A 14,765-nucleotide genomic window follows, 5' to 3' on the forward strand; every position below is an offset into this window, starting at 1 on the left:
GCCCCTAATATGTATTCAGAGATTTGCTGTATGTTTACAGCAAATCTCTGGTACTAAACATGTTTAATTAAATTTATCAAAGTGTAGCTTTGTGGAAAACTTTCTTTCCTTTTTTGATTACTACATAGCCCTTTTTAAACTCTGATGCATTGATCTTAGCAAACGGGTCTGTAACTTTTTTATCGTCAACAGCCACACCGCCCTGCTGAATGAGTCTTTTTCCTTCGCCCTTTGAAGCGATAAGACCGCACTTTGTCATAAGGTCGAGAACAGCGATTTCACCGTCTGTAAAGTCCTCTGCGCTCAATGCAGTGCTTGGCATATTGTCTGTATTTGCTTTAGAGCCGAACAAAGCACGTGCAGCTTCCTGAGCCTTATCTGCCTCTTCTTTGCCGTGTATGAGCTTTGTTACCTCATATGCCAAAATCTCTTTAGCCTTGTTTATCTCGCTGCCCTCAAGCTTTGCAAGCTCTTCAATCTCAGGAACAGGAACAAATGTGAGAATTTTAAGACATCTGATAACGTCAGCGTCAGCAACGTTTCTCCAGTACTGATAAAACTCGTAAGGACTTGTCTTTTCTGGGTCAAGCCATACTGCGCCGTTCTCTGTTTTACCCATCTTCTTACCCTCAGAGGTTGTAAGAAGAGTAAATGTCATACCGTAGCACTCTGAATTGCTGTCAGGAGCAATACCGGTTTCTTCTGCTTTCTTAGCAGCCATTCTTCTTGTAAGCTCAACACCACCAATGATATTACTCCACTGGTCGTCGCCGCCAAGCTCAAGACGGCAGCCATATCTCTGGTTGAGTACATAGAAGTCGTAGCTCTGCATAAGCATATAGTTAAGTTCAAAGAAAGTAAGGCCGCCTCTTTCCATTCTCTGCTTGTAGCACTCTGCGGCAAGCATCTTGGCAACTGTGAAGTGAACGCCTATCTCTCTGATAAACTGGATATAGTTAAGGTTTTTAAGCCACTCGGCGTTGTTAACCATAATAGCCTTTCCCTCGGAAAAGTCTATAAGTCTTGACATCTGCTTTTTAAAGCAGTTTATGTTATGGTCAATATCTTCCTCTGTGAGCATCTTTCTCATGTCGGATTTTCCTGATGGGTCACCAACCATGCCTGTACCGCCGCCAAAAAGTGCAATCGGCACATGACCTGCTCTCTGCATATGAGCCATAACCATAATCTGTACGAAATGTCCAACGTGAAGGCTGTCAGCTGTCGGATCAAAGCCAATGTAAAAATGTGTTTTTTGATTGTTAAGCAAGTCACGAACCTGCTCTTCATTTGTCATTTGGGCAATCAGCCCTCTTGATTTCAATTCTTCAAAAACACCCATCGATCTACTCCCTTTCAAAATCCACGGATAATAAATCCGTTTTTTATACCAGTCAATTATAACCCATAATGTATAAAAGGTCAAGGAAAAGATTGTTGAAATTTACTTTGGCTGCCTCTTTTTATCTTTCAGAAAAAATGAATTATTCCTCTGCTTCTCTGTTTGTATCATCATTATCGCCGTTGTCCTGCTGTAATTTTTTAAGCGCATCCGTAATCTTTTTAGGTACAGGCACAATCTTATCAACATATCTTAAAAGCTCAAGGCTCTGATTTATAATCAAAAACATCAAAGTAAACTCTCTAAACGCCATTTCCACGGAAATAATCTGCTGTAAAATCACAGCAAGACAGACAAGTATAAGGGAAAGCAATTTTCTTCCTAAATATCTTAAAACACCTTTTCCGGTAAATGTCTTTAGATAAATACTTTTAACAGTATAAACAATAAACCCTATAAAAATCAATGCCAAATAAGAAAAAAATAAAATGTCAGGTTTACCAAAGAAAAATATAAAAAGAGACTTTAAAAAACCGTGAATACCATTTATGAAACCAAGCAAAAAATCACCCCTGAACTATATTATTCAGAGGTGATTTCTCATGCTATTTATTATCTTTTTCAAGCATTGCTTTAAGGTACTGACCTGTATAGGAATTTTCGCATTTAGCTATTTCTTCAGGTGTACCCTCCGCAATTATAAGTCCGCCGTCGCTTCCGCCCTCAGGGCCCAAATCGATAATATGGTCAGCGGTTTTTATTAAATCAAGATTGTGCTCAATAACAACAACTGTATTTCCGTTATCTACAAGCTTCTGCAAAACATCTATAAGTCTGTGGACATCAGCTATGTGAAGTCCGGTTGTAGGCTCGTCCAAAATATACATTGTGCGGCCTGTGCTTCTCTTTGAAAGCTCTGTTGCAAGCTTTACACGCTGGGCTTCACCGCCGGAAAGAGTTGTGGCAGGCTGTCCGATTTTAATATATCCAAGTCCTACATCCTTTAAGGTTTGCAGTTTTTTGCTGATTTTAGGAATATTTCCGAAAAACTCGCAGCCCTCTTCCACGGTCATTTCAAGAACATCATAAATGGATTTTCCCTTGTATTTTACTTCAAGAGTTTCTCTGTTGTATCTTTTTCCCTTGCACACATCACACGGGACATAAATATCAGGGAGAAAATGCATTTCAATTTTTAAAATTCCGTCGCCCTCGCAGGCTTCACATCTTCCGCCCTTTATATTAAATGAAAATCTTCCTGCGGTAAAACCACGCATTTTAGCTTCCTGAGTTGAAGCAAAAAGCTCTCTTATATCGGTAAACACTCCTGTATAGGTTGCCGGATTGGAACGTGGTGTTCTTCCGATAGGGCTTTGGTTTATATCTATAACCTTATCTAAGTTTTCAATGCCTTTAAAAGCTTTATGCTTTCCTGCACGGGTTTTAGCTCCGTTTAAATCTGCGGCAAGCTTTTTATAAAGGATTTCATTTATCAAAGAGGACTTGCCCGAACCTGAAACGCCTGTAACACACACAAATTTACCCAAAGGTATTTTGGCGTTTACTTTTTTAAGGTTGTTTTGTTCCGCTCCGATTATTTCAAGAAAATTACCGTTTCCCTCACGTCTTTTTTCAGGAACTAAAACTTTTCTCTTTCCGCTCAAATACTGGCCTGTTATTGAATTTTCACACTTCATTATCTCGTTAGCATCGCCGCAGCAGACAACCTCGCCGCCGTGAATTCCGGCTCCAGGGCCTATATCCACAATATAATCTGCTGACATCATTGTTTCCTCATCATGCTCAACCACAATAACCGTATTACCTAAATCTCTGAGCCTTTTAAGAGTGTTTAAAAGCTTTGTATTATCACGCTGGTGAAGTCCTATGCTCGGTTCGTCAAGAATATATAAAACTCCTGTCAAGGAACTTCCTATCTGAGTGGCAAGTCTGATTCTCTGGCTTTCACCGCCGGAAAGTGTACCTGAACTTCTGGACAAGGTGAGATATCCCAGTCCAACACTGTTTAAGAATGTCAGCCTTTCTCTGATTTCTCTCAAAACAAGCCTTGCTATCATCTGCTCACGTTCGGTAAGCTCAAGATTATTTATAAACTCTAAAGCTTTGACAACGGACATTTCACAGAAATCACTTATGTTTAAACCGCCAACAGTAACCGCAAGGCTTTCCGGTGACAATCTTTTTCCATGGCACTCCTCACATGGACTGGCAGTCATATATGCTTCAATTTCCTCTTTGATCCAGTTACTTGATGTTTCTCTGAAACGTCTTTCAAGGTTGTTTATTATTCCCTCAAATACTGCCTGATAAGTTCCTGTAAAGGTATTGCTGACTCTCTCTAAATTCAGCTTTTCCCCTTTTGTTCCGTAAAGAACCACATCTTTTACCTCATCAGAAAGATCTTTAAACGGTGTGTCCAAAGAAAAATTATATTTTTTTGACAAAGCAGTAAAATACATATTTGCAATGGTATTTCCCTCCATTGCCCAGCCGCCTGCTTTAATTGCACCTTGATTTATGGATAACTCCTTGTTTGGAACAACAAGATCAGGGTCAACCTTCATAAATACTCCAAGGCCTGTACACTTTTTGCAGGCTCCGAAAGGATTGTTAAAGGAAAACATTCTCGGTGAAAGCTCGTCAATGCTCACCCCGTGGTCAGGACAGGCAAAGTTTTGAGAAAAGAGAAAATCCTCACCGCCGATAACATTTACAACCGACAATCCACCCGTAAGCTTTGAGGCTGTTTCAATGCTGTCTGCAAGGCGTGAACGTATTCCGTCTTTTATAACAAGTCGGTCAATAACTATTTCAACAACGTGTTTCTTGTTTTTCTCAAGGCTTATTTCCTCTGAAAGATCGTAAATTATTCCGTCGATTCTCACACGGACAAATCCGCTTTTTTTCGCCGCTTCAAGCTCTTTTTTGTGGGTTCCTTTGCGTCCTCTTATAATAGGGGCAAGTATCTGTATTTTACTTCCCTCTTCAAGGGACAAAACCTTATCTACAATCTGGTCAACTGTCTGCTTTGTTATCTCTCTGCCGCATACAGGACAGTGAGGTATACCTATTCTGGCATACAGCAGTCTGAGATAATCATATATTTCCGTTACCGTACCCACTGTAGAACGTGGATTCTTTGATGTGGTTTTCTGGTCAATAGAGATAGCCGGAGAAAGTCCGTCTATACTGTCCACATCCGGCTTTTCCATTTGACCTAAAAACTGACGAGCATATGAAGAGAGGCTCTCCACATATCTTCTCTGACCCTCTGCGTATATTGTATCAAAAGCGAGGGATGATTTACCCGAACCGGACAAACCTGTTATTACAACAAGCTTGTCCCTTGGGATTTCCACATTTATATTTTTAAGATTATGTTCTCTTGCGCCTTTTACAACAATTTTTTCTATAGGCATTATTCTTACCTCACACTTCGAAAATTTGTTTGTACACCTTTATCATACACCATAACCGAAAAAAATACAAGACCTTTTATTATTTATTTTAACCGCCCATAAGGTGTTCAACCAAAATTTTCACACCTATTAAAATTAAAATAATACCTCCTGCAAGTTCTGCCTTTGACTTAAATTTTGCTCCGAAACGGTTTCCTATCACTACTCCGCCGAAAGCTATAACAAATGTTACAACTCCGATTATAGTCATTGGCAAAGCAATGCCTGTGTTCAAAAAGGCAAATGTAATTCCAACCGCAAGAGCATCTATACTTGTGGCTACAGCTTCGGCAGTAAGCTGTTTGTAGCTAAACTTGATATCGCAAACTTCTTCCTGTGAGTTTCTTTCTTTTATAACCTCAATCACCATTTTACCGCCTATGAATAAAAGCAAAATAAATGCAATCCAGTGGTCAACAGCTGTTATATATTTTTCAAACTGTTTTCCCAGCAGCCAGCCTATAAATGGCATTAAAGCCTGAAACCCTCCAAAAAACACAGCTGTAATAAGCGCATGCTTATAATTTATTTGTCTCATACAAAGACCTTTACATACAGACACAGCAAATGCATCCATTGCAAGGCCTACGCCTATGAGCACCATTTCCAATATTCCCATATCATCACCTAAATTTAAAAATTCCAGAATACAGTCAAAAAACAGCGCATCTCATAAAGACACGCTGTTTTATTAAACTATAAAAGTTTTATTATTCACCGAAGCTTATACCGAGCATTTTTGCTTCCTTAACCATATCGCAATCAGGCGGTACGGATTTGAGCTTTCCTGCAATCTCCTTGAGTGGTACAGGAACAACTCTGTCATTCTGCATAGCAACAAGATATCCGTATTTTTCCTCTATGATAAGCTTTGCAGCATTAACGCCGAAACGTGTAGAAATAACTCTGTCATACGGGTCAGGGCTTCCGCCTCTCTGGAAATGACCCGGAACAGTAACTCTTGTTTCTTGTCCTGTAGCCTGTTCGATTTCATGGGCGATTTTATAAGAGATAGAAGGATATGCAAGAGAAGCAATAGCTGCTTTTCTTTCCTTTTTCTTCATAGCAGCAACCTCTTTTGTTATTGCGCCCTCTGCTACAGCTATAATGGAGAAATTCTTTCCGCTCTTAGTTCTCTCTTTTACTGTATTGATAACAGAATTGATGTCATAAGGAATTTCAGGTATAAGGATAACATCTGCTCCGCCTGCAATACCTGCATGAAGTGTAAGCCATCCGGCTTTATGACCCATCAGTTCTACAATAAATACTCGGCCATGAGATGTAGCTGTAGTATGAATACAGTCGATAACATTTGTAGCAATGTCAACTGCGCTCTGGAAACCGAAAGTAATATCTGTACCCCAAAGGTCGTTGTCGATTGTCTTTGGAAGTCCGATAACATTCATGCCCTCTTCGGAAAGCATGTTTGCAGATTTCTGTGTGCCATTTCCTCCGAGAACAACAAGGCAATCCAGCTTCATTTCCTGATAATGACGTTTCATTTCTTTAACCTTGTCAACGGATGTTTCGTCGATTACTCTCATAAGCTTAAACGGCTGTCTTGAAGTTCCGAGAATTGTTCCGCCTCTGGTGAGAATTCCGGAGAAATCCTCAGGTTTCATCTCTTTGTACTCGCCGTAAATCAAGCCTCTGTAACCGTCGATAATGCCGTAAATCTTAACGTCGTCCCCATAATGGGCGTAAAGTGTTTTTGCAACGCCTCTTATGGTGGCGTTAAGACCCTGACAATCGCCGCCGCTGGTTAAAATACCGATTCGTTTCATGTTTCAACATCCTTTCATTTCGGTAATTGAGGAGTTCCGATTGGTTTTCCTACTTCCTCACTATTGATATTATTTTTAATAGCAGCTTTTTGTTGTTTTTGGGCTCTCTTTGAGAACTCAAGCTGACTGTTTACAACTTTTTTGCCTCTTCTGTCAACCATATGATATGTTGTGTCAGGCTTCTGTATTCTCATATTTACAGTATCGCTGAGCATGGTTTCAAGAATTTTAAATGCTCTCTTCTTGATATCAGGGTCTTCAATCGGGAACACAAGTTCAACACGTCTGTCCAGATTTCTCGGCATCCAGTCCGCAGAACCCATGAAAATAATAGGATCACCGGCGTTTTCAAATTTGAAAATTCTGCTGTGCTCAAGAAGCTGGCCAACAATACTGTATATTGTAATATTATCGCTTATACCCTTTAATCCCGGAACAAGACAGCATATACCACGCACTATCATTGTAACCTTAACTCCTGCCTGAGACGCTTTATAAAGCAGGTTAATAATGCTTGGGTCTACAAGGGAATTTACCTTTACAGTAATTCCGGACGGAAGTCCGTTTTTAGCGTTTTCAGTTTCTTTAATTATTGCCTGTTCAAAGAACGTTCTCATACCCTTTGGAGCAACAATAAATTTGTTGTACTCAGGCGGCAATGAATAGCCTGTGAGAACATTAAACAAGGATGAAGCGTCCTCGCCGTATTCTTCCTTACAGGTAAACAAGCCGATATCTGTGTAGAATCTTGCAGTAATATCGTTATAGTTACCTGTACCCATATGGAGATAACGTCTTATTGTATCCTCTTCTTTTCTAACAACAAGGCAGATTTTACAGTGAGTTTTAAGCCCTGTAAGGCCGTAAATTACGTGACAGCCGGCTTTTTCCAGCTTTTTAGCCCACTGGATGTTGTTTTCTTCGTCAAATCTGGCTTTAAGCTCAACCAATACTGTAACCTGCTTGCCGTTTTCCGCAGCTTTTATAAGTGCTGCAATAATAGGTGAATTACCGCTTACACGGTAAAGGGTCTGCTTAATTGCCAAAACATTGCTGTCTGAAGCCGCCTGTTTTACAAAGTTCAATACTGCGTCAAAGCTTTCATAAGGATGATGTACAAGTCTGTCTTTCTCTCTGATAGCTTTGAAGCAGTCGTCGTAACCGTAAAAATCAGCAGGAGGGTTAACCGGAACAATAGGAGCAAATCTCAATTTGTCACAGCCGTCCAAACCTCCGAATTTTGAGAAGAATGTAAGGTCAAGAGGGCCTGTGGACTCGTAAATTTCGTCCTCCTCAACATCAAATGACTCAACAAGGAAATGCTTAAGTTCCTCATCACAATGTTTTATAAGTTCAAGACGAACCGGCTTTCCTCTTTTTCTCTTCTTAATTGAACGCTGAATTTCAACCAAAAGGTTGTCAACGTCCTCATCTATTTCCAAGTCACTGTCTCTGATAACTCTGAAAGGACAGAATTTTTCAATTTTATAAAGTTCAAAAAGAACATCAAGCTTGTCCATAATAATATCTTCAAGCATGATAAACTTTCTTGTTTTATCTTTTTCATCGCTCTGAGGTACTTCAATAAATCTTGGAAGCAAGGACGGTACCTGAACTACAGCAAATACCGATTCATCTTCACTTCTAAGTCTTACTGCGATGTTAAGGCTTTTGTTTGCCAAAAGCGGAAAAGGTCTGCTTGTATCAACCGCAAGAGGTGTAAGCACAGGAAAAACCATTTTATGAAAATAATCGTCGATAAAATCCTTCTGTTTTTCGTTTAAATCATTTATAGAAATAAACATAAGTCCGTTTTTATTAAGTACAGGCATTATGCTTCTGTTAAGACAGGAATATTGTTTTTTCCAGAAGTCGTGTACTTTCACGGAAAGCTTTTTGAAAAGCTGCTTTGGAGTAAGGCCTGAAACATCCGGATTTTTTCTTCCGTCGTGCATTTCGTCCATAACTCCGGCAACACGCACCATAAAAAATTCATCAAGATTAGAAGCGGTTATTGCAAGGAATTTCAAACGCTCAAGAACAGGATTTTCTTTTTCAAATGCTTCTTCCAAAACCCTGTAGTTAAAATCCATCCAGCTTAATTCTCTGTTGTTATAGGGTATATCCATCGATGCTAATTTACCCGTATTCTTATCTGACACCTTAAACTACCTCCGAGTTTACATTTTTGTATTTTTATAAATAATTATTCTTCGGCGAGCATATCACCCATATCATACATTCCCGGTTCTTTTCCGCAGATAAATGCTGCCGCATTTACAGCGCCCACTGCAAAAACCTCTTTTGAATGAGCCTCGTGCTTTATTGTGAGAACCTCATCGTGGCCGGCAAAAATAATCTCATGTTCACCGACTATTGTGCCGCCTCTAACCGCATGAATACCGATTTCGTTTTTACTGCGTTTTCTGCGGTAGCTGTGTCTGTCATACACATACTGAGGTTCCTGCTCCATAACCTTTGAAACTCCGTCAGCTATCATAAGAGCTGTACCGCTTGGAGCGTCAATTTTCTGATTGTGGTGCTTTTCAATTATTTCAACATCAAAAGAGCTTCCGAATACCTTTGCTGCTTTCTGTGCAAGCTCTATCAAAAGATTTATACCCAGTGACATATTTCCTGAAGAAAAGATTGGAATAACTTTAGAAGCCTCCAAGATTTCTGCTTTCTGTTCGTCACTGTATCCGGTTGCGCACAATACGCATGGCAAAGATTTTTCCTTAGCATATGTAAGCAAATCTGTCAAAAGAGACGGATTTGAAAAATCAACTATTACATCAGCTTCTTCTGTAACCTGTGAAAAATTTTCATGTACAGGATATGTCAAACTGCCATTATTGAAAATATCAACACCGCAGACAATCTCAGTTTTGGGGTTTTCTTCTGCTGAGGCTGTTACTGCTCGTCCCATTTTTCCGCTGCAGCCTCCAAGAATTATTTTAACCATTTTAAATCTCCTTATTTTTACTTTATACAAAATTCCATGTTAAATTTCTGTAAAATTTTTATGTGAAAATATTAACATAGAAAAGACAAAAGGGCGTAATAATACGCCCTTATCAAAAATCACTTTTTATTATACTTTCCTATAAGGTCGTACTTTGCAAGACAATCCTTCAAATCATGATAGCCGGCATAGCTCATAGGAACAAGCGGCAGACGGCACTCACCAACATCAAATCCGAGCAAGTTCATAGCTGTTTTTACCGGAATTGGGTTGACGTCAGAGAACATAATATCCATAAGCTCCACGTAGTGGAAATTAAGCTTTGCAGCCTCTACGAAATTATTCTCAAGGCAAAGCTGGCATATCTGATGCATTTCACTTGGACAGAAGTTTGCAAATACGGAAATTACACCAAGGCCACCCAATGACATAAATGGAACTGTCTGATCGTCATTTCCTGAATAAATGTCAAGATTGTTTCCGCACAAAGATCTTGTCTGAGAAACGGAAGAAATATCGCCGTTTGCTTCTTTTGTAGCAACAATATTTTTGTGCTTGCAAAGCTCGGCATATGTTTTTGGCTTAATGTTGCAGCCGGTTCTTGACGGAACATTATAAAGGATCATTGGAATATCAACAGCATCTGCAATTGTTGTAAAATGCTTGATAAGACCTGTCTGTGATGTTTTATTATAATAAGGTGTAACGCAGAGAATTGCGTCGGCTCCGTACTGATGTGCTGATTTTGAAAGCATTACAGCTGTAGCTGTATCGTTGCTTCCTGTACCTGCAATAACAGGGATACGTCCGTTAACCTTTTCAGCAACAAATGAAAGCACCTCGCAGTGTTCTTTTTCTGAAAGAGTTGCGGCTTCACCTGTTGTTCCACAAGCCACAATGGCATCTGTGCCGTTTGCTATCTGGAACTCAATAAGCTCGCCCAAAACTTCATAGTTAACAGAACCGTCGCTGTGCATTGGTGTTACCAGCGCAACAGCAGAACCTTTGAAAATTGGATTGCCCATAAGTTTCCCTCCGTGATTATTATCTACTATCTATAATAAAGTATGTTACTTTATATTATTTGGATTCATAAAATTTGAATCAGTCATCAAGGTAACCCTCTGCGCAGAGAAGCTCTGCCATAAGAACAGCACCGCCTGCTGCACCTCTGAGGGTGTTGTGTGACATGCAAACAAATTTATAATCGTACTGTGAATCTGGTCTGAGTCTGCCGATAGAAATTGCCATACCGTTTTCAAGATTTCTCTCACTCTTAATCTGAGGACGATCAGGCTCTGTGAAATAGTGCAGGAACTGCTTTGGTGCGCTTGGAAGCTCAAGCTCCTGAGCTCTTCCCTTATAGCTTTCCCAAATCTTTATAATCTCATCAATTGATGGCTTCTCGACACCGTCTTTAAATGACATAAATACGGCTGCTGTATGACCATCGGATACAGGAACACGCAAGCACTGTGATGTAATAGCAATATCGTCGCAGTTTACAATCTTGTCGCCCTCAATATGTCCCCAAATCTTCAAAGGCTCCTGCTCTGATTTTTCCTCTTCGCCGCCGATGTAAGGAATAAGGTTATCTACCATTTCAGGCCAGCGCTCAAATGTTTTTCCTGCGCCGGAAATTGCCTGATATGTACATGCAAGCACCTTATCTACACCGAGAGCCTTGAGAGGATGAATAGCCGGAACATAGCTCTGAAGTGAGCAGTTTGACTTAACTGCAACAAAGCCTTTCTTTGTTCCCAAACGCTTTCTCTGTGACTCTATAATTTTTGCATGATCTGCATTTATCTCAGGGATAATCATTGGAACGTCAGGTGTTCCTCTGTGTGCTGAGTTATTTGACATAACAGGGCATTCTGCCTTTGCATATGCCTCTTCCAAAGCTCTGATTTCGTCTTTTTTCATGTCAACTGCGCAGAATACGAAATCTACAAGAGCAGCAACTTTTTCAACCTCAGAAGCATCCATGACTACCATATCAGCCATAGAAGCAGGGAGAGGAGTTTTCATTGCCCATCTTCCTTCTACACACTCTTTATATGTTTTTCCTGCGCTTCTGCTGCTGGCAGCTAAAGCTGTAACCTCAAACCAAGGATGATTTTCAAGAAGAGTAGCAAATCTCTGACCTACCATGCCTGTTGCGCCGATAATTCCTACTTTGTATTTTTTCATAATTGCCTCCGAAAAATAAAAAAATTGAAAAAGCGGTTGTCATTTTCCCTATAATATTATATTATATGAATTGCAGCCTAAAGCTAAAAGCCTATTCAACCGTTTATACTTAGTATAATATACCACAGGTAAAGGAACATTGTCAATTGATTATTTACAGAAAAGTATATTTTAAGCGGGTGAACAAAGCAAATTTTAGCTAAAAACTCATATAGAATTACATTTTATATACATAAACATATTTTAGGAAAGGGATTGTATATGACCTTAAAGAATAAAACAAGCGATTATTTTTATGAGCTTCCTGAAGAGCTTATTGCTCAAACTCCTGTGGAGCCTCGTGACCATTCGTCAATGCTGGTGCTTGACAGAGAAACAGGAAAAACTCAGCACAAGCATTTTTATGATGTTTCGGATTATCTTAAACCAGGCGACTGCCTTATTTTAAATGATTCAAGGGTTTTGCCTGCGAGAATTTTCGGAACAAAAAAAGACACCGGTGCTCATGTGGAATTTTTGCTTTTAAAGTGCGTGGGAAATAACAGGTGGGAAACCCTTGTAAAGCCCGGAAGAAAAGCTAAAGTCGGCGCAGAATTTGTATTTTCCCCAGGAGTTTTGGAAGGTAAAATTACCGATGTACTTGAGGATGGAAACAGAATTATAGATTTCTCCTGTGAGGGAAATTTCTATACAATTTTGGAGGAGCTTGGAAAAATGCCTCTTCCTCCCTACATCACAGAAGAGCTTAAAGACCAGGAAAGATATCAGACAGTTTACAGCCATGAATTAGGTTCTGCCGCCGCTCCCACAGCCGGACTTCATTTTACAAAAGAGCTTTTGAAAAAAATAGAGGAAAAAGGCGTAAAAATCGGCTATGTGACACTTCATGTGGGACTTGGCACATTCAGACCTGTAAAGGCTGAAAACATCACCGAACACAAAATGCACAGAGAACACTACCACCTGCCCAAAGAAACAGCAGACCTTATCAACGAAACAAAGAAAAACGGCGGCAGGGTTATCGCTGTAGGAACAACCTCATGCAGAACTTTGGAAAGTGTCGCAACCTTTAACGACGGAAAAATCCTTGAAAGCGACGGCTGGACAAGCATTTTCATCTATCCGGGATACGACTTCAAGGTTTTGGACGGACTTATAACAAACTTTCATCTTCCGGAAAGCACACTCATTATGCTGGTTTCCGCTTTTGCCGGATATGAACACGTTATGGCGGCATACAAAGAAGCCGTTGAGAAAAGATACAGATTTTTCTCCTTTGGTGACGCTATGCTTATTATATAAAAACTATTGTATGAAAGGTAAAATTGAAATATGTACAAACTTATAAAAACCGAAGGCAGCGCAAGGCGAGCCGAATTCATAACTCCTCACGGCACTGTACAGACTCCGGCGTTTATGAACGTGGCAACCTGCGGAGCAATAAAGGGTGCTGTTTCTGCTCTTGATTTAAAGGATATAAAATGTCAGGTTCAGCTTTGCAACACATATCACCTGCATTTAAGACCCGGAGATAAGGTTGTAAAACAGCTCGGAGGTCTTCACAAATTCACACGCTGGGACGGCCCAATTCTTACAGACAGCGGAGGATTTCAGGTATTTTCCCTTGCAAAGCTTAGAAACATCAAAGAGGAAGGCGTTTATTTTTCTTCCCACATTGACGGAAGAAAAATATTTATGGGACCGGAAGAAAGTATGCAAATTCAGTCAAACTTAGGTTCAACCATTGCCATGGCTTTTGATGAATGCATTGAAAACCCTGCTCCGTACGATTACACAAAAAAATCAATAGAAAGAACCGTGCGTTGGCTTGAGAGATGCAAAAAGGAAATGACAAGACTCAACAGTCTTGAGGATACAATAAACAAAGAGCAGATGCTTTTCGGAATAAACCAGGGAAGCACATACAAAGACCTTAGGATTGAACACATGAAAACCATTGCAGATCTCGATCTTGACGGTTACGCAATCGGAGGTCTTGCAGTCGGAGAGCCTGCGGAGGTTATGTACGAGATAATCGAAGCTGTTGAACCTCACGCTCCAAAAGACAAAATAAGATATCTCATGGGTGTCGGAACCCCGGTAAATATTTTGGAAGCTGTTTACAGAGGAGTTGACCTTTTCGACTGCGTTATGCCTTCAAGAAATGCCCGTCACGGACATCTTTTCACAAAGTCGGGAATAATAAATATTTCAAACGCAAAATACGAATTGGACGATACACCAATCGACAGCCAGTGTCAGTGTCCAGTATGTAAGAATTTCAGCAGAGCTTATATAAGACATTTGCTTAAAAGCGGTGAGATGCTGGGCATGAGACTTGCAGTTATGCACAATCTGTATTTCTACAACAATCTTATGGAAGAAATCAGAAATGCTCTTGACAACGGTGAATTTGAAAGTTACTACAGACACTACAGAGAAATACTTGGAAAGAGAATATAAAGAAGAATTTTCCAGTTTTCCGCATAAATTTATATAATTTTCTTTAATAGTATTGCACATAAAGAAAATGTCTGCTATAATTGTATGGCATATCATGAAAGGGTGGATTTGAAATTATGAACTTAAACTTTTTAGACACCGCAGCCGGCACTGACGGTACTTCATTTTTGATGATTATTATTATCTACGCCGCAATTTTCGGTTTGCTCTATCTCTTCCTCATCAGACCAAAGTCAAAAAGGCAGAAACAGGACCAGAAGATGAGAGAAAGCCTTGAAATCGGCGACGAGATTACAACAATCGGCGGAATTATGGGACGTGTTATCGCTATCAGAGACGACGAAGACGCAATCATTATCGAAACAGGTTCTGACCGTGTTAAAATGAAATTAAAGCGCTGGTCAATCTCAACTGTTGACACAGAAAAAGAGCTTCCTGCTGAAGAGAAAAAGAGCAAGGGCTGGTTCAAAAAGAATAAGTCTGAGGATAAAAACGAAGAAACAAAATAAAATTTCTTCTTCTCGGCTTTACCGGAA

General features: G+C 39.9%; 12 protein-coding genes. 3 read left to right on the plus strand and 9 right to left on the minus strand.

Annotated elements, in window-relative coordinates; all coding sequences use genetic code 11:
• Nucleotides 1-76 precede the first annotated feature (76 nt).
• The 9 genes from tyrS to asd all read right to left on the minus strand — a co-directional run bounded on the left by tyrS (nucleotide 77) and on the right by asd (nucleotide 11,766).
• A complete protein-coding gene (gene tyrS, locus CGICJO_RS09715; RefSeq protein ID WP_486498719.1) occupies nucleotides 77-1,342 on the minus strand; it encodes a tyrosine--tRNA ligase in 1,266 nt (421 codons plus the stop codon).
• 142 nt (nucleotides 1,343-1,484) lie between these two features.
• A complete protein-coding gene (locus CGICJO_RS09720) occupies nucleotides 1,485-1,904 on the minus strand; it encodes a phage holin family protein (RefSeq protein WP_486498720.1) in 420 nt (139 codons plus the stop codon).
• 43 nt (nucleotides 1,905-1,947) lie between these two features.
• Nucleotides 1,948-4,782, minus strand: coding sequence for an excinuclease ABC subunit UvrA (gene uvrA, locus CGICJO_RS09725; protein WP_486498721.1), 2,835 nt, complete (start codon nucleotides 4,780-4,782; stop codon nucleotides 1,948-1,950).
• Between the two features lie 88 nt (nucleotides 4,783-4,870).
• Nucleotides 4,871-5,440 carry a manganese efflux pump MntP gene (locus CGICJO_RS09730; RefSeq protein ID WP_486498722.1) on the minus strand — a complete coding sequence of 190 codons (570 nt, stop codon included), beginning with the start codon at nucleotides 5,438-5,440 and terminating at the stop codon, nucleotides 4,871-4,873.
• 91 nt (nucleotides 5,441-5,531) lie between these two features.
• A complete protein-coding gene (locus CGICJO_RS09735) occupies nucleotides 5,532-6,608 on the minus strand; it encodes a 6-phosphofructokinase (RefSeq protein ID WP_486498723.1) in 1,077 nt (358 codons plus the stop codon).
• A 14-nt stretch (nucleotides 6,609-6,622) separates the two neighbouring features.
• On the minus strand, nucleotides 6,623-8,737 hold the full coding sequence (locus CGICJO_RS09740; RefSeq protein WP_486500018.1) for an RNA degradosome polyphosphate kinase: 2,115 nt from the start codon (nucleotides 8,735-8,737) through the stop codon (nucleotides 6,623-6,625).
• A 77-nt stretch (nucleotides 8,738-8,814) separates the two neighbouring features.
• Nucleotides 8,815-9,573: a 4-hydroxy-tetrahydrodipicolinate reductase gene (gene dapB, locus CGICJO_RS09745; protein ID WP_486498724.1), complete on the minus strand. Its 759-nt coding sequence runs from the start codon at nucleotides 9,571-9,573 to the stop codon at nucleotides 8,815-8,817.
• Between the two features lie 119 nt (nucleotides 9,574-9,692).
• Entirely contained in the window at nucleotides 9,693-10,598 is a 906-nt protein-coding gene (dapA, locus tag CGICJO_RS09750) for a 4-hydroxy-tetrahydrodipicolinate synthase (protein ID WP_087376477.1), read from the minus strand.
• 79 nt (nucleotides 10,599-10,677) lie between these two features.
• A complete protein-coding gene (asd, locus tag CGICJO_RS09755) occupies nucleotides 10,678-11,766 on the minus strand; it encodes an aspartate-semialdehyde dehydrogenase (RefSeq protein WP_486498725.1) in 1,089 nt (362 codons plus the stop codon).
• Between the two features lie 261 nt (nucleotides 11,767-12,027).
• Here asd and queA point away from each other — a divergent pair, with 261 nt between their 5' ends.
• From queA to yajC, 3 genes are all read left to right on the plus strand, one after another.
• Complete coding sequence (gene queA, locus CGICJO_RS09760; protein ID WP_486498726.1) at nucleotides 12,028-13,068, plus strand: tRNA preQ1(34) S-adenosylmethionine ribosyltransferase-isomerase QueA; 1,041 nt, start codon at nucleotides 12,028-12,030, stop codon at nucleotides 13,066-13,068.
• A gap of 30 nt (nucleotides 13,069-13,098) precedes the next feature.
• Nucleotides 13,099-14,229, plus strand: coding sequence for a tRNA guanosine(34) transglycosylase Tgt (gene tgt, locus CGICJO_RS09765; RefSeq protein WP_486498727.1), 1,131 nt, complete (start codon nucleotides 13,099-13,101; stop codon nucleotides 14,227-14,229).
• Between the two features lie 116 nt (nucleotides 14,230-14,345).
• Nucleotides 14,346-14,738 carry a preprotein translocase subunit YajC gene (gene yajC, locus CGICJO_RS09770; RefSeq protein WP_486498728.1) on the plus strand — a complete coding sequence of 131 codons (393 nt, stop codon included), beginning with the start codon at nucleotides 14,346-14,348 and terminating at the stop codon, nucleotides 14,736-14,738.
• Nucleotides 14,739-14,765: the final 27 nt, after the last annotated feature.

This window comes from Candidatus Limousia pullorum, from assembly GCF_057405065.1.

What these genes read in the sequence shown, in the direction of transcription:
- tyrS (WP_486498719.1), bottom strand. Translation starts at nt 1,342, where the DNA reads ATGGGTGTTTTTGAAGAATTGAAATCAAGAGGGCTGATTGCCCAAATG.
- uvrA (WP_486498721.1), bottom strand. Translation starts at nt 4,782, where the DNA reads ATGCCTATAGAAAAAATTGTTGTAAAAGGCGCAAGAGAACATAATCTT.
- CGICJO_RS09730 (WP_486498722.1), bottom strand. Translation starts at nt 5,440, where the DNA reads ATGGGAATATTGGAAATGGTGCTCATAGGCGTAGGCCTTGCAATGGAT.
- CGICJO_RS09735 (WP_486498723.1), bottom strand. Translation starts at nt 6,608, where the DNA reads ATGAAACGAATCGGTATTTTAACCAGCGGCGGCGATTGTCAGGGTCTT.
- CGICJO_RS09740 (WP_486500018.1), bottom strand. Translation starts at nt 8,737, where the DNA reads ATGGATATACCCTATAACAACAGAGAATTAAGCTGGATGGATTTTAAC.
- dapB (WP_486498724.1), bottom strand. Translation starts at nt 9,573, where the DNA reads ATGGTTAAAATAATTCTTGGAGGCTGCAGCGGAAAAATGGGACGAGCA.
- dapA (WP_087376477.1), bottom strand. Translation starts at nt 10,598, where the DNA reads ATGGGCAATCCAATTTTCAAAGGTTCTGCTGTTGCGCTGGTAACACCA.
- asd (WP_486498725.1), bottom strand. Translation starts at nt 11,766, where the DNA reads ATGAAAAAATACAAAGTAGGAATTATCGGCGCAACAGGCATGGTAGGT.
- queA (WP_486498726.1), top strand. Translation starts at nt 12,028, where the DNA reads ATGACCTTAAAGAATAAAACAAGCGATTATTTTTATGAGCTTCCTGAA.
- tgt (WP_486498727.1), top strand. Translation starts at nt 13,099, where the DNA reads ATGTACAAACTTATAAAAACCGAAGGCAGCGCAAGGCGAGCCGAATTC.
- yajC (WP_486498728.1), top strand. Translation starts at nt 14,346, where the DNA reads ATGAACTTAAACTTTTTAGACACCGCAGCCGGCACTGACGGTACTTCA.